Source organism: Microbacterium sp. NPDC003461 (assembly GCF_053588335.1).
Genome location: NZ_JBSFPT010000040.1, coordinates 1 through 20,947, shown reverse-complemented (window position 1 = coordinate 20,947; position 20,947 = coordinate 1). Strand labels below are relative to the sequence as shown.

The following is a 20,947-nucleotide window of genomic DNA, read 5'->3' as shown; positions in this document are numbered from 1 at the left end:
ACCATTGCTCACACGGGAACCCCCCTGCCGCGCCGGCGAGGCGGCGCTTTGCGCCGCGGGGCGGCCGCATCGGCGGCCGCACGCTCGCTTCGCTCGCACCGTGATCGGTTTCTGTTGAGCTGTGCCTCATCGGTTGCTGAACGGAGCGCCGCAGGCGCGGAGATGAAGCGACCAGCGCAGGTCAGTCGGCAGCGGCAACCGTGGGGCCCCACCCGGGATGGGCGGCGGGCGGGACGGAGTAGAGTGGGGGCATGGATCTCGTCGCCCTCGAACTGTTCTTCGTCGGACTGCTCGGTCTCGCGAGCCTGGCGATCGCGTTCATCTCGGGCGCGGTCATCGTGAACCTCTTCCGCGGCCAGCGCTGACCCGCCGCCGGTCCGCGCGGCGCCGATCCGGCGCCCCGGAGCCGGCCCCTCGCCGTGCCTGGGCGGATACGCTGGAGGCACCATGATCGAGATCCCGACCGACCTTCCGGCGGACATCGTCCCGCTGTCCTGGCTCCTCGGCGTGTGGGAGGGAAGCGGCGTCATCGACTACGCCGTCGGTGACACCCGCTACCAGGGCGAGTTCACGCACCGCGTCAGCTTCAGCCACGACGGCGGCGGCTACCTCAACTACTCGGCCACCGCGATGCTCGCCGCCGACGGCGACCGCCCCTCGCAGCGGCTGAACGCCGAGACCGGGTTCTGGCGCCTCGCGCGCCCCGCCGTCGCGGCCGACGCCGGCCCCGCCCTGCTGCCCGCGCTCGAGGACGCCGCGCCGCGCACGGCCGACGACGTGGAAGCGCTGCGCAACGCCGAGGGCGGATTCGACATCGAGGTGTCGCTCGTGCACTCCGACGGCGTGAGCGAGCTCTACGTCGGCGAGGTCAAGGGCCCGCGGATCGACCTCGGCACCGACGCCGTGATGCGCTCCGCCAGCACGAAGACCTACGCGGCGGCCACGCGCATGTACGGCCTCGTCGACGGCCACTTGCTGTGGGCGTGGGACATCGCGGCGCTGGGGCGCGAGCTCGGCTCGCACGCCTCGGCGCGACTGGCCAAGGTGCAGTGATGGACGAAGGTGCCGCCGTCGACCCGCTGCGCGCCGGGATCGCCGAGCACGCGCCCGAGTGGGTGCGCACGCACTACGGCGATCCGATGCGCGAACAGCGCACCCTCGCGCGCGGCGAGGCGGCCGCGCCGCTCGGCGACCGCGCCGTCGTGGGCGTCTCGGGCGAGGACCGCCTGAGCTGGCTCGACTCCATCACCTCGCAGCAGGTGGCGGCCCTCGCGCCGGGGCAGAGCACCGAGCTGCTGATCCTCGACCCGCAGGGCCGGATCGAGCACGCCGCCGCCGTCGTGGACGACGGTGCGACGACGTGGCTCATCGCCGACGCCCCCGACGCCCCCGGCCTCGCGAAGTGGCTGACCATGATGCGCTTCCGCTCGCGCGTGCAGGTCGCCGCCCGCGACGACCTGCTCGTCGTCGGATACGTGCCGGGCGGATCCGCCGAGTCGGCGATCCGCGAGGCGGCGGACATCGTGTGGACGGATCCGTGGGGCGGCGTGACGCCGGGCGGATGGCAGTACGCCGCCGTCGCCGAGCACCCCGGCGCCGAGCGCGCGTGGTGCGAGGCGCTCGTGCCGATCAACGGGGCCGAGGCCGTGCGCGCGCTGCCGCTGGCCGGCACGATCGCCGCCGATGCGCTGCGCGTGGCCGCGTGGCGCCCGCGCTGGAACGGCGAGGCCGACGAGCGCGCGATCCCGCACGAGGCCGACTGGCTGCGCACGGCGGTGCACCTGAGCAAGGGCTGCTACCGCGGCCAGGAGACCGTGGCGAAGGTGCACAACCTCGGCCACCCGCCGCGCCGCCTCGTGATGCTGCACCTCGACGGCTCCGACAGCGTGCTGCCCGCGCCGGGCTCCACCGTGTTCACGGGCGAGACCGAGGCCGGGCGCGTCACGTCCTCGGCGCTGCACCATGAGCTCGGCCCCATCGCGCTCGCGCTCGTCTCGCGCCGCACGCCCGGCGACGCGGCGCTGGAGGTCGAGGCCGAGGGCGTCCGGATCGCCGCGGCGCAGGAGATCATCGTCCCGGCGGACGCGGGTGCCACCGCCGACGTGCCGCGCCTCACGCGCCTGTCGCGGCGGCCGCTCGCGCAGGACCGCTGAGCGCCGCGCGACACCGCCCCGTCACACGCGGCCGATAGCCTCGAGACGTGGCCGAATCCGATCCGCTCACCCAGGTCGTGCCCGCGCGGTGGCACTCCGGCTACCGGCCGCGGGCGGGCCTCGTGCGGCTGCGGGACTCGTGGGCCGCGATCACGCAGATCGTGGCGGCCACGACGGCCGCGTTCGTGCTCGCGCACGTCCTGTTCGGCCACGAGACGCCGCTGCTCGCCGCGACCGTGACGATCTCGAGCCTCGGGCTGCTGCGCGACGCGCGGCCGTCGAAGGTGCTGCAGACGGTCGCCGGCATGCTCACGGGCATCGCGATCGCCGAGGTGCTGCTGCTCGCCCTCGGCCCCGGATGGTGGCAGCTGGCGATCGCGCTGGCGGTCACGCTCACCGTCGGCCGGTTCCTGTCGCCGTCGCCGCAGTTCCCGATCTCGGCCGCCGTGCAGACGGCGATCGCGTTCATGCTGCCGCTCGGCCAGTACCCGGGCGAGCGGCTGCTCGACGGCGCGATCGGCGGGGCGCTGGCGTTGATCGTGACCTCGCTGCTGCCGCGCAACCCGATGCGGGCGGTGGTGCGCGACGCGCGCGAGGTGTTCGACGGTTTCGACCGGGCGCTCGCGCGGGTGGTGCAGGGGCTGCGCCGCGGCGACCGGCTGCGCGCCGAGCGCGGCCTGGCGCGGGCGCGCGAGCTGCAGCAGCCCGTGCAGGTGTGGGCGTCGTCGCTCGAGTCGGGGCAGGCCATCTCGCGCATGTCGCCGTTCCTGCGCGGCCGGCGGCAGGAGCTGGCACGGCTGCAGGCCATGCAGCAGGCGATGGATCTCGCCACGCGCAACCTGCGGGTCGTGGCGCGCCGCGTGCACTACGCCGTCGACGACGGCGAGCCGCGGCCCGAGCTGGCCGACGTGCTCGCCTCCGTGCAGCGCGCCGCCGCGCTCGTGTCGACGGCGGTGGACGATCCGGATCGCGACGGCGAGGCGCGGGCGGCGCTGCGCGAGATCGCCGCCACCCTCGATCCCGCCGCCCTGCTGCCGCGGGCACGGCTGGGCGACCAGAACGTCGTGGCCTCGCTGCGGCCCATGGTGGTCGACCTGCTCGTCGCCGCGGGCGAGCCGCGCGACGCCGCGGCACGGGCCCTCCCGCGCGTCTGAGCCGGGGAGGAGACCGGGGTCGCCTCAGGCGGGCGCGACCGCGCTCCACGGCACGGTGAGCTCCCCGAGGCGCCAGCGGGCGCGCGTGCCCTCGATCGGCCACCCCGCGGCCCGCAGCGCCGCCGTCATCGCGAGCCACCGCTGCACGGGGCCGAACACCGCGTGGCCGGCCGCGCGCTCCCACTCGGCGTCGAGCGCGGCGAGCCAGGCGTGCACGCGCTCGCCCGGCACGTTGCGGTGGATGAGCGCCTTCGGCAGGCGCTCGGCGACGACCGACGGGCGCTCCAGCCCGCGCAGCCGCAGCGAGACGGTGAACCGCTGCGGTCGCGCGTCCGGCCCGACGTCGATCCATGAGGCGACGCGGCCGATCTCGTCGCACGTGCCCTCGACGAGCACGCCGCCCGGCGCGAGGCGCGCCGCCATCTGCGCCCACGCGGCGGGCACATCGGCCTCGTCGTACTGCCGCAGCACGTTGAACGCGCGGATCACCGCGGGGCGCCGCGGCGCCGGCACCTCGAAGCCGCCGCGCGCGAAGGCGACGCGCGCGGCGGGGGAGAAGACCGTCTCGCCGCGCCGCGTGCGCTCCAGCTGATCGCGCGCGGTCGCCACCCGCTCCGGGTCGAGCTCGAGCCCGAGCACGCTCGCCCCGGCCCCCGTGCGGTGCAGGCGCGCCTCGAGCTCGAGGGTCGTGACGCCGTTGGCGCCGTAGCCCAGGTCGACGACGAGCGGGTCGGGCGCGGCGCGCAGCGCCGGCAGCTGCGCGATCCAGCGGTCGACGCGGCGCAGCCGGTTCGTGCCGGTGGTGCCGCGGGTCGGGCGACCGATCACCTGAGTCCCCGCGCGCACCGCACCATCCTGCCCGGTCGTCGGTGAACGGAAGCCGAACGGGCGGGTGTGCGACGGCCTCACGGCCTAGCATGGGCATCATGACGTACACGCTGATCCTGCTCCGCCACGGGCAGAGCGAATGGAACGAGAAGAACCTCTTCACCGGATGGGTGGACGTGCGCCTGACGGAGAAGGGCCGGGCCGAGGCGCGGCGCGGCGGCGAGCTTCTCAAGGAGCAGGGCGTGCTGCCGGACATCCTGCACACGTCGGTGCTGAGCCGCGCGATCCAGACCGCCGACATCGCCCTCGACGCGGCCGACCGCCTCTGGATCCCCGTGAAGCGGTCGTGGCGCCTGAACGAGCGTCACTACGGCGCGCTGCAGGGCAAGGACAAGGCGCAGACGCTCGCCGAGTTCGGCGAGGAGAAGTTCATGGAGTGGCGCCGCTCGTTCGACGTGCCGCCGCCTGCGATCGACCCGGCCGACGAGTACGCGCAGACCGACGACCCCCGCTACCAGGGCATCGACGGCGAGCTGCCGGCGACCGAGTCGCTCAAGATCGTCATCGACCGCATGCTGCCGTACTGGGAGGGCGAGATCGTGCCCGACCTGCGCGCCGGCAAGACGGTCATGGTCGCGGCGCACGGCAACTCGCTGCGCGGCCTCGTGAAGCACCTGGACGGCATCAGCGACGACGACATCGCCGGGCTGAACATCCCCACCGGCATCCCGCTCGTCTACGAGCTGGGCGAGGACATGAAGCCCACCGGTCCCGGCCGCTACCTCGACCCCGAGGCCGCCGCCGCCGGTGCCGCCGCCGTGGCGGCGCAGGGCAAGAAGTAGCACCCGGCCCCGCAACGCGGAAGGCGCCGCTCCCCGAGAGGGGGCGGCGCCTTCCGCGTGGATGCCGGGTGTCAGGCGACGGGCTCGCCGCCGTCGCTCCAGTCGCCGGTGCCGAGCTCGCCCGAGCCGCTCCAGTCGCCCGTCGCGAGGTAGACCATCTTCTTGGCCACGCCGACCGCGTGGTCGGCGAAGCGCTCGTGGTAGCGGCTGGCGAGCGTGGCGTCCACGACCGCGGCGGTGTCGGCGGCCGTCTGCGCGCTGAGCACCTTCTCGAACACCGAGGCGTGCAGCTCGTCGATCTCGTCGTCGGCGTCGCGGATGGCCGCGGCGATCGCGACGTCCTGCGTGCGCAGCAGCTCGGTGAGCTGGCGCGCGACCTCGACGTCGCGGGCGCCCATCTGCTCGAAGGTGCTCTTGAAGCCCTTCGGGATGGCGCGCTCCGGGTAGCGCATGCGGGCGAGCTGCGCGATGTGCTCGGCGAGGTCGCCCATGCGCTCCAGCGAGGCGCTCGTGCGCAGCGCGGCCACGACGATGCGCAGGTCGCGGGCGACCGGCTGCTGCATCGCGAGGATCTCGACCGCGAGCTCGTCGAGCGCGAGGGACTTCTCGTCGATCAGCGCGTCGCCCGCGATGACCTCCTCGGCGAGGGCGACGTCGCTCGTGCCGAACGCCTTGGTCGCCTTGTCGATTGCGACGGTGACGAGCTCCGCGATCTCGACCAGGCGCGACTGCACCTCTTCGAGGGACTGGTGGAAGACTTCGCGCATCGGTGGGGACCTTTCGTTCGGGTCGTGTGCCGGCACGCGCGGAGACCTCCGCATGCGCACCGCTCACGATTCTCGTCAGCGAAGGTTAACGGATGGTGACACGGCTGGGAACACTCGCCCGCGGGGCCACCGCCAGGTGCACATCCGGTGAACTCGTCGGCGCGGGGCGTTCTACGCTGTGGGCATGGATTCCACGCAGCTCGTGCTGCTCGCCCTGCTTCTGGGGGTGCTCATCGGCGGCGGGATCACGCTGCTGATCGTGTGGGCGATGCGCGTGCGCGAGCGGCTGATGCGCGAGCACCGCGGGGCGCTGCCCGAGGGCTTCACCGCCGTCCTGGCGGCCATGGACGAGGCGGCCGCGGTCGTGGACGCGTCGGGCACGGTCGTCGAGGTGTCACTGCCCGCCGGGGCGCTGGGCTTCCACGCGGGCACGCCGCTGGCCACCCAGGGCCTGCGCGACCTGCTCAAGACCGCGCGCGCGGCGGGCACGGCCGTGGAGTCCATGCGCCTGCGCACCGGATCGCTCAAGGGGCAGGAGCGGCTCATCTCGGCGCGGATGTCGCGCATCACCGAGCGCTGGTACCTGCTCATCGCGCGCGACCTGTCGGAGCGCGAGCGCCTGGAGCAGATGCGTCACGACTTCGTCGCCAACACGAGCCACGAGCTGAAGACCCCGGTCGGCGCGATCACGCTGCTGGCCGAGGCCATCGACTTCGCCGCCGACGAGCCCGACGAGGTGCGCCGCTTCGCCGCGCGGCTCACGGCCGAGGCCGAGCGGCTGGGCCAGCTGACGGGGCGCATCATGCACCTGTCGCGGCTGCAGGCCGCCGACGAGCTCACCGACATCGGCGACGTGGCGATCGACGAGGTCGTCACCGCCGCCGTCGAGTCCAACGCCGTGCAGGCCGACTCCGCGGGGGTCGAGCTCGTGCGCGGCGGCGACCGCGGCGTGTTCGTGCGCGGCGACGCGCAGATCCTCATCGAGGCCGTGGGCAACCTCATCGCCAACGCGATCGCCTACTCGCCGCGCGCCTCGCGCGTCGGGGTCGGCGTGCGCGCCGACGAGGAGGCCGTCGAGATCGCCGTGACCGACCAGGGCATCGGGATCTCCGAGGCCGACCAGGAGCGCATCTTCGAGCGCTTCTACCGTGCCGACCAGGCCCGCTCCCGCCGCACCGGCGGCACGGGGCTCGGCCTGTCGATCGTCAAGCACGCCATCTCGCGGCACGGCGGCGAGATCCGGCTGTGGTCCCAGCCCGACCGCGGCTCGACGTTCACCATCCGCCTGCCGCGGACGGACCCGCCGGCGCCCGATCCGGAGGCCCGCCCGACATCCCTCGCCCGCAAGCCGGGCCGTTCCCCCAAGAAGGAGAAAGCATGACTCGCGTGCTCCTCGTCGAAGACGAGCCGGACCTCGCCGATCCGCTGGCGTACCTGCTGCGCAGGGAGGGCTTCGAGGTCGAGATCGCGGAGGACGGCGATGCCGCGCTGACGGCGTTCCGCGAGCGTGGCGCCGACATCCTGCTGCTCGACCTGATGCTCCCCGGCATGCCCGGCACGGAGGTCTGCCGCCAGGTGCGCACGACGTCCGGCGTGCCGATCATCATGCTCACGGCCAAGGACAGCGAGATCGACATCGTCGTGGGCCTCGAGCTCGGCGCCGACGACTACGTGACCAAGCCCTACTCGGCCCGCGAGCTGCTCGCCCGCATGCGCGCCGTGCTGCGCCGCGCCCAGCAGGACGAGGCCGACCTCGAGGAGCGCGTGCTGCAGGGCGGGCGGGTGACGCTCGACATCGACCGGCATACGGTCGCGATCGACGGCGAGCCGATCAGCATGCCGCTGAAGGAGTTCGAGCTGCTCGAGGTGCTGATGCGCAACGCGGGCCGCGTGCTCACGCGCGGGCAGCTGATCGACCGCGTGTGGGGCAGCGACTACTTCGGCGACACGAAGACGCTCGACGTGCACATCAAGCGCATCCGCTCGCGGATCGAGGAGCATCCGAGCGAGCCGGTCATGCTCGTGACGGTGCGCGGCCTCGGCTACCGCTTCGAGGCGTCCTGACCGCAGCGCCCGCGCGCACGAGAAAGGCGCCCCCGCTCTCGCGGTGGGCGCCTTTCTCATGCGCGGGTGGTCACTCGGACGGGGCGAGCCCCTCGAGATACTCCAGCGTCTCGTCGAAGACCTGCACCTGCGCCTCGACCGGCTCGCCACCGGCGTTGAACACGATCGGCATCGTCGCGCCGGCCGGGGTGTCGATGTTCTCGAGCAGCAGCGGATCCTCGTCCACGCCCAGGCTCACGCTCGACTCGGCGGGCACCGTCAGCTCGCCGGCGCCACCTCCCCAGTCGAGTGAGACGGTCGCGCGCGCGTCGCTCGTGTTCACGATCGTCGCGACGAAGCCGCCGTCACGGCCGTCCTCGTCGGTCACGACGAGCGCGTTGAGGATCTCGATCGGCGAGTCCTCCGGAAGCGGCACGTTCACGCCGTCGGAGGGGGAGTAGTCGATGGTCGTCGCCTGCGGGGTGATGGCGGCGCAGCCGGCCGTGCCGAGCACGACGAGGCCGCCGAGAGCGAGGGACGCGAGAGTGCGCGAGTTCACGGATCCTCCAGGTGGTGCGGGACAGCCGCCGGACAGCGGGCCCTGTCGTTCAGTCTAGAGGGTCGCGCGGAAGGCCCCGTCAGGATGGGGAGCTCGCGGGGCGCGGCTGGGAGCGGCGGAACCTTAGTGCATGCCGGGCTGTGATATCCTGAAGAACGCCGAAAGGATATAAATCTATGCTTTTTGAGGTTGGCGAGACCGTCGTCTACCCCCACCACGGGGCCGCGACGATCACCGAAGTCAAGACTCGCAAGATCAAGGGCGAAGAGAAGGTCTACCTCAAGCTGAACGTCACGCAGGGCGACCTCGTCATCGAGGTCCCCGCCGAGAACGTCGACCTGGTCGGCGTCCGCGACGTGATCGGCCAGGAGGGCCTCGACAAGGTCTTCGAGGTCCTGCGCGCCCCGTTCACCGAGGAGCCCACCAACTGGTCGCGCCGCTACAAGGCGAACCTGGAGAAGCTCGCGTCGGGCGATGTCATCAAGGTGAGCGAGGTCGTGCGCGACCTGTGGCGCCGCGACCAGGACCGCGGCCTCTCGGCCGGCGAGAAGCGCATGCTCGCCAAGGCCCGCCAGATCCTGACGAGCGAGCTCGCGCTCGCCGAGAAGATCGACGAGGAGAAGGCGGCCGCCCTCCTCGACGAGGTGCTCGCGTCCTGAGCCGTCGCGGTTCGCGCGAGACGCGATCCAGACCATACCGCCGGGTGTCCGCAAGGGCACCCGGCGGTACGTTTATGGGGTGACCGAAGTCCTCGCGCCGCGCATCGCGGTCATCGTCGTCGCCGCCGGATCGGGAACCCGCCTGGGTGCGGGAGCCCCCAAGGCGTTCGTGGGGCTCGACCGGCACACGATCCTGCGTCACGCGCTGCGCGGGGTGTTCGCCGGGCCGCTCGCCCAGGTCGTGGTCGTCGCGCCCGCCGATCGCGTGGGCGAGGCGCTCACCGACGCGACGGAGGCGGCCGGCGATCGCGCGCAGCTCGTGTCGGTCGTGCCGGGCGGCGCGACCCGCCAGGAGTCGGTCGCCGCGGGACTGGCGCGGGTGCTGCCGGGCATCGAGATCGTGCTCGTGCACGACGCGGCGCGCGCGCTCACCCCGCCCGCCGTCTTCGACCGCGTGATCGACGCGATCGAGCGCACCGGCTGGGGAGCGGTGCCGGTGCTGCCCGTCATCGACACGATCAAGCGCGTGGAGGGCGAGCGGATCACCGGCGTGGTCGACCGCGCGCAGCTCGGCGCGGCGCAGACGCCGCAGGGGTTCCGCCGCGAGGTGCTGGATGCGGCGTACGCCGCCGCAGACGGCGAGTTCACCGACGACGCCGCGCTCGTGGCCGAGGCGGGGCATCCGCTCGCGGCCGTGGAGGGCGACGCCCTCGCCTTCAAGATCACCACGCCCGCCGATCTGGAGCGGGCGCGCGCGCTCGTGGCCGACTCGCCGGTGGAGCCGGTCGGCGGTGGCGGCATCGTGATGGGCGACGGCGCGACGGTCTCCGGAGCGTCGGGATCGTCGGACGCGGCTCCCGCGCTCGCGGCGCCGCGCGTGGGTCTGGGCACCGACGTCCACGCCTTCTCGGACGGCGGCACGCTCTGGCTCGCCGGCCTGGAGTGGCCGGGGGAGCCGGCGCTGGCGGGGCACTCGGACGGCGACGCCGTGGCGCACGCCGTCGTCGACGCACTGCTGTCGGCGGCGGGCCTCGGCGACATCGGCTCGCGGTTCGGCACCGAGCGGCCGGAGTTCGCCGGCGCCCACGCCGACGCCTTCCTCGCCGAGACACACCGCCTCCTCGGCGAGGCCGGATGGACGATCGGAAACGTCGCGGTGCAGGTGCAGGCGCAGCGCCCGCGCTTCGCCGCGCGCCGCGCCGAGGCGCAGGCGGCGCTGTCGCGCGCGCTGGGAGGCGCGCCGGTCTCCGTCTCGGCGACGACGACCGACGGCCTGGGCTTCACGGGCCGAGCCGAGGGCGTGCAGGCGCTCGCCGTCGCCCTGCTCCTGCCCGCCTGATTCCGCTCAGGCCTCGAGGGGGATCGGCCTCGGGTCGCGGGGAGGGCGTGAGCCCCAGGCCAGCAGCGCGAGGCCGGCACCGAGCAGGATGAGGCCGGCGACGGCGAGCGGGGCCAGCTGCTCGCGCAGCACGGCGAGGCCGAGCACGCTCGCGGTGAGCGGCTCGGCGAGCGTCAGGGTCGCCGCCGCGGCGGCGCTGAGACCGCCAAGCCCCCACGTGAACAGCGCGTACGCGACCGTGACGGTGCCGATGCCGAGCCAGACCGCCATGACGAGACCGCGCGGATCGCCCAGCCACGACAGGTCGCCGCCGAGCAGCAGCGGGATCGCCAGCACGGCGGACCCGCCGCCCATCGCGCCGACCACCGTGAACGGATGCCAGCCGTCGTCGAGCAGGCGGCGCTGCGCCACCGCGAGCACGGCGAACGAGGCGCCGGCGCCGATCGAGCCGAGCACGCCGAGCGGATCGGCCGCGACCCGGCCGCCGCCTCCCACGCCGAGCAGGATCACGCCGACCGTCGCGAGCCCGGTCGCGGACATCCAGGTTGCGCTCGGCACGCGGCGGTGCAGCACGCCCTCGAGCACGCCGGCGATCACCGGCGCGGAGCCGAGCGCGATGACGGTCCCGACGGCGACGCCGTTGCGGGCGGTGCCGAGGAAGAACAGCGGCTGGTATGCCGCGAGGCACACCGCCGTGACGGCCATGAGCACGGCGGGCCGCGCCGTGAGCCGTGGGCGAGCGTCGCCGGGCGAGCGGCGCCGCCGCAGCCACGCGGCGGCGGCCGTGAGCGCCGCGAGCACGGTGCCCCCGATGACGAGCCGCGACCCGCCGACAGTGAACGGCGTGGTGCCGTCGGGGCCCAGGGCCTGCGCCGTGCCCGTCGTGCCGAAGAGGACGGCGGCGGCGAGGACGGCGATCACGGGCACCACACCGTTCTATCCCACGCGTGCGACGGATCTGTGTCGCCGTGCCCCGACCGTAACGTTCAGCGGGCGGTCAGTAGTCTTGTGTGGTGACTCTCCGGCTCTACGACACGCGCGCCCAGGCGCTGCGCGACTTCGCGCCCCTCGACCCGGGGAACGTCACGATGTACGTCTGCGGGCCCACGGTCCAGTCCGGTCCCCACGTCGGCCACCTGCGGGGCGCGCTCGCATTCGACGTGCTGCGCGGCTGGCTCGAGCACCGGTACGGCCGTGTGACGTTCGTGCGCAACGTCACCGACATCGACGACAAGGTGCTCGCGAACGCGAGCGACGCCGAGCCCTGGTGGGCGCTCGCGTACCGCATGGAGCGGGAGTTCGACGCGGCATATGCTGCCATCGGCATCCAGCCGCCCACGTACGAGCCTCGCGCCACCGCCTCGATCCCGCAGATGCAGGAGCTCATCGCGGAGCTCATCGCGCGCGGCCACGCGTACGCCGCGGCGGGGGACGTGTACTTCGACGTGCGCTCGTGGCCCGAGTACGGCTCCCTCACCCGCCAATCGGTCGACGACATGGACGACGCCCCCGACGCCGATCCGCGCGGCAAGCGCGATCCGCACGACTTCGCGCTGTGGAAGGGCCGCAAGGCCGACGAGCCAGCCGACGCGTCGTGGGAGTCGCCGTGGGGCCCCGGCCGCCCCGGTTGGCACATCGAGTGCTCGGCGATGGCGCGGCGCTACCTGGGCGCCGAGTTCGACATCCACGGCGGCGGCCTCGACCTGCGCTTCCCGCATCACGAGAACGAGCTCGCGCAGTCGCACGCCGCGGGCGACCCGTTCGCCCGGTACTGGATCCACAACGGCCTCGTCACGGTCGAGGGCCAGAAGATGTCCAAGTCGCTCGGCAACTTCACGCTCGCGCGCGACCTGCTGGCCGCCCGGCCCGCGCACGTCGTGCGCTACGCGCTGCTGGCCGCGCACTACCGATCCAGCCTCGACGTGTCCGAGCGGGCGATCGACGAGGCCGCGGCCGCGCTCGACCGGATCCACGGCTTCCTCGCCCGGGCCGAGCGGGCCGGGATCGCCGCCGACGCGGGCGGACCGCTGCCGGCGGCGTTCGAGGCGGCCATGGACGACGACCTCGGGGTGCCGCAGGCGCTCGCGGTCGTGCACGAGACCGTGCGCGAGGGCAACACGGCCCTCGACGCGGGCGACGCGGCGGGCGTGTCCGGCGCGCTCGGCGGCGTCATCGGCATGCTGCGCATCCTGGGTCTCGACGCGCCGGCGCGCGAGGGTGGCGCATCGGGCGCCGCGGAGGCGACGCTCGACACCCTCATGACCACCCTCATCGCCCAGCGCGCCGAGGCGCGCGCGGCGAAGGACTGGGGCACCGCCGATCGGCTGCGCGACGCGTTCGCCGCCGCCGGCATCGCCCTCGAAGACACACCAGACGGCACACATTGGAGCATCGATGGCTAAGCCCGGACGCCCCGGCGCGAGCAGGGGCAAGAAGAAGGGTCCCACCAAGGGCACCGGCGGTCACAACCGCAAGTCGCTCGAGGGCCGCGGACCCACGCCCAAGGCGGAGGACCGCCCCTACCACAAGGCGCACAAGGCCAAGGCGCTCGCCGAGCGCGCCGCGGCGAAGCGGCCGGTCGCCGGTCGCACCCCGCAGCGCCGCCCGAACGACGACAACGAGTACGTGACGGGCCGCAACTCGGTGCTCGAGGCCCTGCGGGCCCGCATCCCCGCCACGACGTTCTACATCGCGCAGCGCGTGGAGATGGACGACCGCGTCAAGGAGATGCTGTCGATCGCGGGCAAGCGCGAGATCCCCGTGCTCGAGGTGACGCGCCCCGAGCTCGACCGCATGGCCGGCTTCGACGGCGTGCACCAGGGCGTGGCGCTCAAGGTGCCGCCGTACGAGTACGCGCACCCGCAGGACCTGCTCGAGCGGATCGTCGACGCGGGGGAGACGCCGCTGCTCGTCGCGCTCGACGGCGTGACGGACCCGCGCAACCTCGGCGCGATCATCCGCTCGGCCGCGGCCTTCGGCGGCCAGGGCGTCATCCTGCCGCAGCGCCGCTCGGCCGGCGTGAACGCGGCCGCATGGAAGACGAGCGCGGGCGCCCTGGCGCGCATCCCCGTGGCGATGGCGTCGAACCTCACGAGCACCCTCAAGGACCTCAAGAAGCAGGGCGTGTTCGTGCTGGGGCTCGACGGCGACGGCGACGTGTCGCTGCCGGAGCTGCAGCTGGCCGACCGCCCGATCGTCGTCGTCGTGGGCGGCGAGGGCAAGGGCCTGTCGCGCCTCGTGACGGAGAACTGCGACCAGGTGGTGTCGATCCCGATCTCGGCGGCCACGGAGTCGCTCAACGCGGGCATCGCCGCCTCGGTCGCGCTCTACCAGATCGCCACCACCCGCGCCGCCCAGCAGTAGCGAACCGTCCCCTCGGTGAGACAGCATTCTCGCGCCGAGACAGCGTGCACACGCCGCTGTCTCGGCGCGCAGTTGCTGTCTCGCGGGACGGGGATCAGGCCGTCGCGGCGCGCTCGTCCGGGCGCGCCTCCCAGCGCTGCGCGTACCGGGCGAGGGGCTGCATCGCGGCGAGCAGCTCCGCGCCGCGCGGCGTGAGGCCGTAGCGCACCGTGACCGGCGTGGTCGGCTCGACGGTGCGCGCCACGAGGCCGATCTGCTCCAGCTCGCGCAGCCGCACCGACAGCATGCGGTCGGACAGGCCGTCGACCATGCCGCGGATCTCGCGGAAGCGCGTGGCACCGCGGCCGATCGCGAGCAGGATCGCGCTGCTCCACCGGCGGCCGATCAGCTCGATCGTGGTGGTGGCCCTGCGGCACTCCTCGTCGTCGATGAGGGGCCAGGCGGACGGCGGGCGCGCGGGAGAGTTCACATACGAATGGTAAGCCGCTCACGCGGTGGTTGAGGCCGATCCCGTCGAGGTCGAGGCTGGGGACATGCCCGACTATGGTCACCCCCTCCGCTTCGGCACCTTCATCACGCCCCGCAACGCGCCGCCCGAGCGGCCCGTCGAGCTCGCCGTGCTCTCCGAGAGCCTGGGCTTCGACCTCGTCACCTTCCAGGACCACCCCTACCAGCCGGGCTTCCACGACACGTGGACGCTGCTCAGCTGGGTCGCGGCGCGCACCTCGCGCATCCACGTGTCGGGCAATGTGCTCAACCTGCCCCTGCGGCCGCCGGCGGTGCTCGCGCGCTCCGCCGCGAGCCTCGACCTGCTCTCGGGCGGGCGCTTCAGCCTGGGCCTCGGGGCCGGGGGCTTCTGGGACGCCATCGAGGCGATGGGCGGGCGGCGCCTCACGCCCGGGCAGGGCGTCGACGCGCTGAGCGAGGCGATCGACATCGTCCGGGGCATCTGGGACGCGCACGGCCGCGGGCCGCTGCGCGCCGGCGGCCGGTGGCACCGGGTGGACGGCGCCAAGCGGGGGCCGGCTCCCGCCCACGAGATCCCGATCTGGCTCGGGGCCTACAAGCCGCGCATGCTGCGCCTGACCGGGCGGAAGGCGGACGGATGGCTGCCGAGCCTGGGCTACCTCGAACCGGGGGCGCTCGCCGCGGGGAACCGCGCCGTGGACGAGGCCGCCGAGGAGACCGGTCGCGACCCGCGCGAGATCACCCGGCTCCTCAACATCGCGCCGCAGGTGCCCGCCGAGGAGCTCACGAGGATGGTTCTCGAGGACGGGATCAGCGTGTTCATCGTGGCCAGCGACGACGCCGCGACGCTGGAGCGCTTCGCCGGCGAGGTGGCGCCCGCCGTGCGCGAGGCGGTCGAACGCGAGCGCGGGGCACGGGGCGTCGTGACCACCGGCCGCGTCCGCGGCGCCGCCGCGCGATCCCTGCGCAAGCCGGGCATCGCGTACGACGACGTGCCGGCCGCGCTCGCCGACGTCGCGGTCGAGCCGGGCGATGCCGCGTACGGGCGCTACCGGTCGACGTACCTGCGCGGCGCCGAGCCCGGCCTCGTCCTGGCGCCGCGCTCGGTCGACCAGCTGCGCGACGCCGTCGGCTTCGCGCGCGAGCACCGCGGCGTGCCGCTCGGCGTGCTGAGCGCCGGGCACGGCATCTCGGGCCGCTCGATCAACGACGGCGGCCTTGTGCTCGACGTGAGCGGCTTCGACGAGATCGCGCTGGTCGACGCCGCGACGGGGCGCGTGCGGATCGGGCCCGGTGCCCGCTGGGCGGATGTGGCGCGCGCGCTCGCCCCGCACGGCCTGGCGATCTCCAGCGGCGACTACGGCGGTGTGGGCGTCGGGGGACTGGCGACGGCGGGCGGCATCGGCTGGCTGGCGCGCGAGCACGGCCTGACGATCGACCGGATGCGCGCGGTGGACGTGATGCTGGCCGACGGCCGCCTCGTCCACGCGAGCGAGACCGAGGAGCCCGACCTGTTCTGGGCGGTGCGCGGGGCCGGCGCGAACTTCGGCATCGCCGTGTCGTTCGAGTTCGACGCCGTGCGCGTGGCCCGGGTCGGCTTCGCGCAGCTCGTGTTCGAGGTCGACGACACCGCCCGCTTCCTGCAGGACTGGGGCGCGTACATCGAGGGGGCGGATCGCGCGGTCTCGGGCGAGGTGATCCTCTCGTCCGCCGGAGCGGGCGGCCGCCGCGCCGCCCAGGTGCTGCTCGTCGTCGACAGCGACGACCCCGAGCGGATCGTCGCCCATCTGCAGCCGATCGCGCAGCTGGCGCCCCTCGTCGATCAGTCCGTCGCCCTCGTCTCGTACGACCAGCTCATGACGTCCTTCGCCTCGGACGGACCGCAGCAGGGCCGGGGCGAGCCCGTGTCGCGCTCCGGATTCGTGCGTCACCTCACGCCCGAGTTCGCCGCGGCGGCGCAGGAGATCCTGGATGCCGGAGCGAGCCACTTCTTCGCGATCCGCGCCGTCGGGGGAGCGGTCTCGGACGTGCCGGCCGACGCGACGGCGTACGGATGGCGCGACGCGGGGTTCTCGGTCGCGGCGTTCGGCTCGCCCCGCTCCGGGCTCGATGAGCGCTGGGGGCGGCTGGTGCCGTTCTTCGAGGGGCTGTACCTCAGCTTCGACTCGACCATGCCGCCGCCGGTGGATCGGGCGTTCCCGCCGGCCCACCTGCGCCGGCTGCGGGAGCTGAAGCGCCGCTACGACCCCACCGGCCTGTTCCGCGACAACTTCTTCATCGATCCCACGGCCTGATCGTCAGACGGATCAGACGGTGTCTCGCCAGTCGCGCTCGGGCGACATCGTGCCCTGCGGGGCGGTGACGGCCTCGGTGGGCGGGCCCATGATCGTGGCCTCGTCGCGGCGGTGGCGCAGCACGTTCTCGATGTAGCTCGAGAGGGTCTCGGCCAGCGGCACCCACTGCTCGCGCTGCTCGGAGATGAGCCAGCGATGCTCCAGCACCTGGTGGAACACCTCGGCCGGCTCGAGCTTGGCGCGCAGCTCGATGGGGATCGCGCGGACGACGGGCTCGAACACGCGCGTCAGCCACTCGTGGGCGGCGATCTCCTCCTCGTCCTCGCCCCGATCCGTGCGGACGCGGTACTCGTCGAGGTCGTTGAGCAGGCGGCGGGCCTGGTTCTCCTGCACGTCGAGGCCGGTCAGCCGCAGCAGGCGGCGCTGGTGGTGCCCCGCGTCGACGACTTTCGGGGTGATGGAGATGTGCGCGCCGTCCGGCGCCGTCTGGATGGCCATCTCCCCGATGTCGAAGCCGAGCTCGTTCAGGCGCCGCACGCGCTCGGTGATGCGCCACGACTCCGACATGTCGAACGACTCGGGCGCCGTCAGCTCGGCCCACAGCGAGCGGTACGCCGAGACGATGCCGTCCGCGATCCGGACCGCGTCGACATCCTCGTCGATCCGCCCGCTCGCGGCGAGATCCATGATCTCGCCGGCGATGTTCGTGCGCGCCAGGTCGAGGTCGTGCTCGCGCTGGCCCTCGCTCAGCTCCGTGCCCCCGGCGCCCTCGTGCAGCTCGGCCGTCTCGGCGTCGACGAGGTACGCGGCGAACGAGCCGGCGTCGCGGCGGAAGAGCGTGTTCGACAGCGAGACATCGCCCCAGTAGAAGCCCACGTTGTGCAGGCGCACGAGCAGCAGCGCCAGCGCGTCGACGAGGCGGGTGAGCGTGTCGGGGCGCAGCGTCTGCGTGAACAGCGCGCGGTAGGGCATCGAGAAGCTCAGGTGCGCGGTCACGAGTGCGGCGGGCAGCGGATCGCCGGAGGGCGTCGTGCGCCCGGCGATCACGGCGACGCGGCGCACGCAGGGGATGTCGAGCCGCTGCAGGGCGCCGAGCATCTCGTACTCGCGGCGCGCCATGTGCTCCGTCGTCTCCTTGACGGCGACGACCTGGCCCGACAGCTCGCTGAACCGCACCACGTGGCGCGAGATGCCCTTCGGCAGCCGCACGATGTGCTCGCGGGGCCACTCCTCGAGCGGCGTGCGCCAGGGCAGCGCGAGCAGCTGGGGGTCGATCTCGCTCGCCGTGATGCGGAGGGAATCGGGCATCGCCAGTCCTGTCAAGACGCCGCGACGCGGGCCGGCCATCGGGCCGGCCCGCGCCGTCGTGATTCGTTCGGGATCAGACCGATGCGGCGACCGCGGCCTCGGTCAGACGCTCGCCCGTCTCGATGTCGAACACGTGCACGTGGTGCGGCACCGGGGTGAGCGTGACCTTCTCGCCGGCGTTCGGGTGCGTGCGGCCGTCGACGCGCGCGACGATGTCGGTGCGCTTGCCCTCGATCTCCGAGTGGCCGTACAGGTAGCCGTCGGCGCCGAGCTCCTCGACGAGATCCACGATCACCTCGAGGCCCTCGCCGGTGGCGGGGCCCACCTGGATGTCCTCGGGGCGGACGCCGACCGTGACCTCGGAGCCGTGCGCCTTGGCGAGCGCCGCCGCCTCGACCGGCACGACCTTCGAACCGAAGCGGATGCCGCCCTCGGCGATGTCGGCCGGGAAGAGGTTCATGGCCGGCGAGCCGATGAAGCCCGCGACGAACACGTTCGTCGGCTTCTCGTAGAGGTCGCGCGGCGTGCCCACCTGCTGCAGGACGCCGTCCTTCAGCACGGCGATCCGGTCGCCCATCGTGAGCGCCTCGGTCTGGTCGTGCGTGACGTACACCGTGGTGACGCCCAGGCGGCGCTGGAGCGAGGCGATCTGCGTGCGGGTCTGGACGCGCAGCTTGGCGTCGAGGTTCGACAGCGGCTCGTCCATGAGGAACACCTGCGGCTCGCGCACGATCGCGCGGCCCATCGCCACACGCTGACGCTGACCACCCGAGAGGGCCTTCGGCTTGCGGTTGAGGTACGGCTCGAGGTCGAGCAGCTTGGCCGCCTCCTGCACGCGCTTGGCGCGCTCGTCCTTGTTCACGCCGGCGATCTTGAGCGCGAAGCCCATGTTCTCCGCCACGGTCATGTGCGGGTACAGCGCGTAGTTCTGGAACACCATCGCGATGTCGCGGTCCTTCGGCGGCACATCGGTGACGTCGCGGTCGCCGATGAGGATGCGGCCGTCGTTGACCTCTTCGAGGCCGGCGAGCATGCGCAGCGAGGTGGACTTTCCGCAACCAGAGGGGCCGACCAGGACGAGGAACTCGCCGTCGCCGATCTCGAGGTCGAGCTTGTCGACCGCGGGGCGCGTGCCGCCCGGGTAGACGCGCGTGGCGTTGTCGAACGTGACGGATGCCATGTCATTTCTCCTTCACCGGCAGGTACGTGCCGGACGATCCGTAGTGAATGGAACGGCGAGCGTGCCCGCCGCGACCCGCCTTTGGGTCGCCCTCAGTATGGCATGCGGGCGTGTCGCCTGGGGAGAATCCGCGGCGGGCCAGGACGAGCGCGGCGCGATGCGGAGGCGGCCGGGGAGAGCCGGAGGAGCGCATTCCCAGGCCGCGGGACTATCCTCTGGAAGGTTGTGGAGGCCGCACCCGCGGCGAGGGAGGACCATGTCGAGCGACGAGACGTCGAACGCGCCGGCACCGGACGAGCGCCCGGACGGCGAGCCCGTCGACCCCGCCCAGGCGCCGGACGCTCGGGAGGCAGCCGAGACGCCCGCCGAGGTGAACCGCCGCGAGGCGCTGCGCGCGAAGGCGAAGCAGGTCTCCGCGCGGCAGACGCGACGGCGCCTGCTGACGCGCGCCGGCATCGGCGTGGGCGCGCTCGCCGTGGTCGCCGCGGCCGCGATCGCGATCACGAACACGGTCGTGCCCGAGGTGACCTCGGAGACCCGGGTCCCGGCCGGGTTCGTCGACGGCGGCTTCTCGGTGAACGGCCGCGACCTGTCCGCCATGATCGCCTCGGCTGAGGCGACGCCCACACCTACCCCCACGCCGACCGAGCAGGCGGAGCAGACGCCCGAGACCGAGCCGGTGCAGATCCGCGTCTACGTGGACTACCTCTCGGCCGAGTCGGGCGAGTTCGAGCGTGCCAACGCCGCGCGCCTGGCGCGCTGGGTGGAGGGCGGCACCGTCTCGCTCAGCTACCACCCCGTCGCGCTGCTGACCCCCAAGTCGAACGGCACCAAGTACTCGCAGCGTGCGGTCGCCGCGGCCGCGTGCGTCGCCACCCATGCGCCCGACGCCTTCCCGTCGTTCAACCACGCGCTGCTGCTCGACCAGCCCGAGCCGGGCACCGCGGGATACACGGACGAGCAGCTTGCCGACCTGGCGGTCGCGGCCGGCGCCGCCAACGAGCGCAACGTGCGCGAGTGCATCGAGCTGGCCCCGTACCTCGACTGGGCGCGCGAGACGACGGCCCAGGCGCTGGACGGATCGCTTCCCGGCACCGACGACGTGACGCTCACGGGTGCCCCGCTGATCCTCGTGGACGGCGAGGTGTACGTCGGGTCGCTCGACGATCCGGCCGAGTTCACGCAGTTCGTGCTCACGGTCGAGAGCGACGCCTACCTGTCGACGCCCACGCCCACCCCGACGCCGACCGAGAGCGCGACGCCGTCCGAGTGAGGCCGACGGCGGGCACCCTAGGATGGATCCCGCGCCGGCTTAGCTCAGTTGGTAGAGCACCGCTCTTGTAAAGCGGGGGTCGTGGGTTCGAGCCCCTCAGCCGGCACCGTCACGTTCGCCGTCCCTGACTTGAAACACAGGGAAGGCGGGTCCTCACCGTGGACGACGACAAACCCGAGTCCACGATTGACGCCCGTCGGGGCGCTATGTGCTTGCGTGGCATGGGGTGCAGACCACCGCTCTGACCGACTCCTCACCGGTTGGCTACCCGCCATTCGTTCGAGGTGCCCGGGTTGAGGGCCTGAGGAGCGCAGTCCGTGCAGGTCACATGTGGTCGAGCGCCTGCCGCTTCTGCTCATACTCGTCCGAGGTGAGCAGTCCCTGTTCGTGTAGCAGTATCAGGGCATCGAGCACGGGGCCTGTGGTGCTGTTTGCCGCTGCGTTCTTCGCGATGCACTGCCGCGCGGCTTCAACGATGGCGACGGCTTCGATAGGACGATTCGCGATGACCGTCACTTGGTGCCCGTCCGCTTCGAACGCCACGGTGCCACTTGTGTGGAGGTAACCGGAGCCATCAATCACAGTCCCCGAGGGTGTTGCCGACGAAGTGATGAAAGAGACCTCTGGGCTGTGTCAAGCTTCGTAGACGATCTCTTTGTGGATTTCAGGCCGCGGTTGCGGTCTGGGCGTAGTAGGCGGCCCGGGTCTCGGCGGGGG

General features: G+C 73.1%; 20 protein-coding genes and 1 tRNA gene. 13 read left to right on the top strand and 8 right to left on the bottom strand.

Translation table 11 applies throughout. The annotated features are described in order from the left end of the window. Positions 1–447 precede the first annotated feature (447 nt). The 3 genes from ACWDR7_RS12185 to ACWDR7_RS12175 are packed head-to-tail and all read left to right on the top strand — an operon-like array spanning position 448 to position 3,307. Positions 448–1,053 carry an FABP family protein gene (locus ACWDR7_RS12185; protein WP_449855161.1) on the top strand — a complete coding sequence of 202 codons (606 nt, stop codon included), beginning with the start codon at positions 448–450 and terminating at the stop codon, positions 1,051–1,053. Beyond that, entirely contained in the window at positions 1,053–2,153 is a 1,101-nt protein-coding gene (gene ygfZ / locus ACWDR7_RS12180) for a CAF17-like 4Fe-4S cluster assembly/insertion protein YgfZ (RefSeq protein ID WP_449855160.1), read from the top strand. Before ACWDR7_RS12185 ends, ygfZ begins: the two co-directional genes overlap by 1 nt. Positions 2,154–2,200: 47 nt before the next feature. Further along, on the top strand, positions 2,201–3,307 hold the full coding sequence (locus ACWDR7_RS12175) for an FUSC family protein (protein ID WP_449855159.1): 1,107 nt from the start codon (positions 2,201–2,203) through the stop codon (positions 3,305–3,307). Positions 3,308–3,331: 24 nt separating this feature from the next. On the opposite strand, the gene ACWDR7_RS12170 is transcribed toward ACWDR7_RS12175, so the two are convergent. Beyond that, entirely contained in the window at positions 3,332–4,153 is an 822-nt protein-coding gene (locus tag ACWDR7_RS12170) for a class I SAM-dependent methyltransferase (protein WP_449855158.1), read from the bottom strand. A 71-nt stretch (positions 4,154–4,224) separates the two neighbouring features. Here ACWDR7_RS12170 and ACWDR7_RS12165 point away from each other — a divergent pair, with 71 nt between their 5' ends. Further along, positions 4,225–4,977, top strand: a complete 753-nt coding sequence (locus ACWDR7_RS12165) for a phosphoglyceromutase (protein WP_449855157.1) — start codon at positions 4,225–4,227, stop codon at positions 4,975–4,977. A 71-nt stretch (positions 4,978–5,048) separates the two neighbouring features. Here ACWDR7_RS12165 and phoU read toward each other — a convergent pair whose 3' ends face one another. Then, the gene (phoU, locus tag ACWDR7_RS12160; protein WP_449855156.1) at positions 5,049–5,744 is read right to left on the bottom strand and encodes a phosphate signaling complex protein PhoU; all 696 of its coding nucleotides are present in this window, start codon (positions 5,742–5,744) and stop codon (positions 5,049–5,051) included. Between the two features lie 184 nt (positions 5,745–5,928). Here phoU and ACWDR7_RS12155 point away from each other — a divergent pair, with 184 nt between their 5' ends. Together ACWDR7_RS12155 and ACWDR7_RS12150 are read left to right on the top strand one after the other, a co-directional pair. Continuing rightward, a complete protein-coding gene (locus ACWDR7_RS12155; protein ID WP_449855155.1) occupies positions 5,929–7,125 on the top strand; it encodes a sensor histidine kinase in 1,197 nt (398 codons plus the stop codon). Then, positions 7,122–7,808, top strand: coding sequence for a response regulator (locus tag ACWDR7_RS12150; RefSeq protein ID WP_449855154.1), 687 nt, complete (start codon positions 7,122–7,124; stop codon positions 7,806–7,808). The genes ACWDR7_RS12155 and ACWDR7_RS12150 overlap by 4 nt, the downstream gene beginning before the upstream one ends. 70 nt (positions 7,809–7,878) lie before the next feature. Here ACWDR7_RS12150 and ACWDR7_RS12145 read toward each other — a convergent pair whose 3' ends face one another. Further along, complete coding sequence (locus ACWDR7_RS12145) at positions 7,879–8,346, bottom strand: DNA modification methylase (protein WP_449855153.1); 468 nt, start codon at positions 8,344–8,346, stop codon at positions 7,879–7,881. 176 nt (positions 8,347–8,522) lie between these two features. Between ACWDR7_RS12145 and ACWDR7_RS12140 the strand changes: the two genes are divergently transcribed. Together ACWDR7_RS12140 and ispD are read left to right on the top strand one after the other, a co-directional pair. Continuing rightward, positions 8,523–9,005, top strand: a complete 483-nt coding sequence (locus ACWDR7_RS12140) for a CarD family transcriptional regulator (RefSeq protein WP_261165933.1) — start codon at positions 8,523–8,525, stop codon at positions 9,003–9,005. Positions 9,006–9,084: 79 nt separating this feature from the next. After that, entirely contained in the window at positions 9,085–10,344 is a 1,260-nt protein-coding gene (gene ispD / locus ACWDR7_RS12135) for a 2-C-methyl-D-erythritol 4-phosphate cytidylyltransferase (RefSeq protein ID WP_449855152.1), read from the top strand. 6 nt (positions 10,345–10,350) lie between these two features. Here the strand turns inward: ispD and ACWDR7_RS12130 are convergent, their stop codons facing one another. After that, a complete protein-coding gene (locus ACWDR7_RS12130; RefSeq protein ID WP_449855151.1) occupies positions 10,351–11,271 on the bottom strand; it encodes a DMT family transporter in 921 nt (306 codons plus the stop codon). An 86-nt stretch (positions 11,272–11,357) separates the two neighbouring features. On the opposite strand from ACWDR7_RS12130, the gene cysS reads away from it, so the two are divergent. Both cysS and rlmB read left to right on the top strand, forming a co-directional pair. Continuing rightward, positions 11,358–12,746, top strand: coding sequence for a cysteine--tRNA ligase (gene cysS, locus ACWDR7_RS12125; protein WP_449855150.1), 1,389 nt, complete (start codon positions 11,358–11,360; stop codon positions 12,744–12,746). Then, the gene (gene rlmB / locus ACWDR7_RS12120; RefSeq protein WP_449855149.1) at positions 12,739–13,707 is read left to right on the top strand and encodes a 23S rRNA (guanosine(2251)-2'-O)-methyltransferase RlmB; all 969 of its coding nucleotides are present in this window, start codon (positions 12,739–12,741) and stop codon (positions 13,705–13,707) included. Before cysS ends, rlmB begins: the two co-directional genes overlap by 8 nt. Before the next feature lie 94 nt (positions 13,708–13,801). Here the strand turns inward: rlmB and ACWDR7_RS12115 are convergent, their stop codons facing one another. After that, positions 13,802–14,176, bottom strand: a complete 375-nt coding sequence (locus tag ACWDR7_RS12115) for a winged helix-turn-helix transcriptional regulator (protein ID WP_449855148.1) — start codon at positions 14,174–14,176, stop codon at positions 13,802–13,804. Between the two features lie 64 nt (positions 14,177–14,240). Between ACWDR7_RS12115 and ACWDR7_RS12110 the strand changes: the two genes are divergently transcribed. Next, positions 14,241–16,469: an LLM class flavin-dependent oxidoreductase gene (locus tag ACWDR7_RS12110; RefSeq protein ID WP_449855147.1), complete on the top strand. Its 2,229-nt coding sequence runs from the start codon at positions 14,241–14,243 to the stop codon at positions 16,467–16,469. A gap of 12 nt (positions 16,470–16,481) precedes the next feature. Here ACWDR7_RS12110 and ACWDR7_RS12105 read toward each other — a convergent pair whose 3' ends face one another. Both ACWDR7_RS12105 and ACWDR7_RS12100 read right to left on the bottom strand, forming a co-directional pair. Next, positions 16,482–17,777: a DUF4032 domain-containing protein gene (locus ACWDR7_RS12105; RefSeq protein WP_449855146.1), complete on the bottom strand. Its 1,296-nt coding sequence runs from the start codon at positions 17,775–17,777 to the stop codon at positions 16,482–16,484. A 73-nt stretch (positions 17,778–17,850) separates the two neighbouring features. Continuing rightward, entirely contained in the window at positions 17,851–18,957 is a 1,107-nt protein-coding gene (locus tag ACWDR7_RS12100; RefSeq protein WP_449855145.1) for an ABC transporter ATP-binding protein, read from the bottom strand. A 256-nt stretch (positions 18,958–19,213) separates the two neighbouring features. Here ACWDR7_RS12100 and ACWDR7_RS12095 point away from each other — a divergent pair, with 256 nt between their 5' ends. Both ACWDR7_RS12095 and ACWDR7_RS12090 read left to right on the top strand, forming a co-directional pair. Continuing rightward, the gene (locus ACWDR7_RS12095; RefSeq protein WP_449855144.1) at positions 19,214–20,230 is read left to right on the top strand and encodes a DsbA family protein; all 1,017 of its coding nucleotides are present in this window, start codon (positions 19,214–19,216) and stop codon (positions 20,228–20,230) included. A 33-nt stretch (positions 20,231–20,263) separates the two neighbouring features. Further along, a tRNA-Thr gene (locus ACWDR7_RS12090) sits at positions 20,264–20,336 on the top strand. Positions 20,337–20,554: 218 nt separating this feature from the next. On the opposite strand, the gene ACWDR7_RS12085 is transcribed toward ACWDR7_RS12090, so the two are convergent. Continuing rightward, positions 20,555–20,773, bottom strand: coding sequence for a hypothetical protein (locus ACWDR7_RS12085; RefSeq protein ID WP_449855143.1), 219 nt, complete (start codon positions 20,771–20,773; stop codon positions 20,555–20,557). Positions 20,774–20,947: the final 174 nt, after the last annotated feature.

Excerpts from the sequence above, each read along its gene's own strand:
- ACWDR7_RS12185 (WP_449855161.1), top strand. The coding sequence starts at position 448 with ATGATCGAGATCCCGACCGACCTTCCGGCGGACATCGTCCCGCTGTCC.
- ygfZ (WP_449855160.1), top strand. The coding sequence starts at position 1,053 with ATGGACGAAGGTGCCGCCGTCGACCCGCTGCGCGCCGGGATCGCCGAG.
- ACWDR7_RS12165 (WP_449855157.1), top strand. The coding sequence starts at position 4,225 with ATGGGCATCATGACGTACACGCTGATCCTGCTCCGCCACGGGCAGAGC.
- phoU (WP_449855156.1), bottom strand. The coding sequence starts at position 5,744 with ATGCGCGAAGTCTTCCACCAGTCCCTCGAAGAGGTGCAGTCGCGCCTG.
- ACWDR7_RS12155 (WP_449855155.1), top strand. The coding sequence starts at position 5,929 with ATGGATTCCACGCAGCTCGTGCTGCTCGCCCTGCTTCTGGGGGTGCTC.
- ACWDR7_RS12150 (WP_449855154.1), top strand. The coding sequence starts at position 7,122 with ATGACTCGCGTGCTCCTCGTCGAAGACGAGCCGGACCTCGCCGATCCG.
- ACWDR7_RS12140 (WP_261165933.1), top strand. The coding sequence starts at position 8,523 with ATGCTTTTTGAGGTTGGCGAGACCGTCGTCTACCCCCACCACGGGGCC.
- rlmB (WP_449855149.1), top strand. The coding sequence starts at position 12,739 with ATGGCTAAGCCCGGACGCCCCGGCGCGAGCAGGGGCAAGAAGAAGGGT.
- ACWDR7_RS12110 (WP_449855147.1), top strand. The coding sequence starts at position 14,241 with ATGCCCGACTATGGTCACCCCCTCCGCTTCGGCACCTTCATCACGCCC.
- ACWDR7_RS12105 (WP_449855146.1), bottom strand. The coding sequence starts at position 17,777 with ATGCCCGATTCCCTCCGCATCACGGCGAGCGAGATCGACCCCCAGCTG.
- ACWDR7_RS12100 (WP_449855145.1), bottom strand. The coding sequence starts at position 18,957 with ATGGCATCCGTCACGTTCGACAACGCCACGCGCGTCTACCCGGGCGGC.
- ACWDR7_RS12095 (WP_449855144.1), top strand. The coding sequence starts at position 19,214 with ATGTCGAGCGACGAGACGTCGAACGCGCCGGCACCGGACGAGCGCCCG.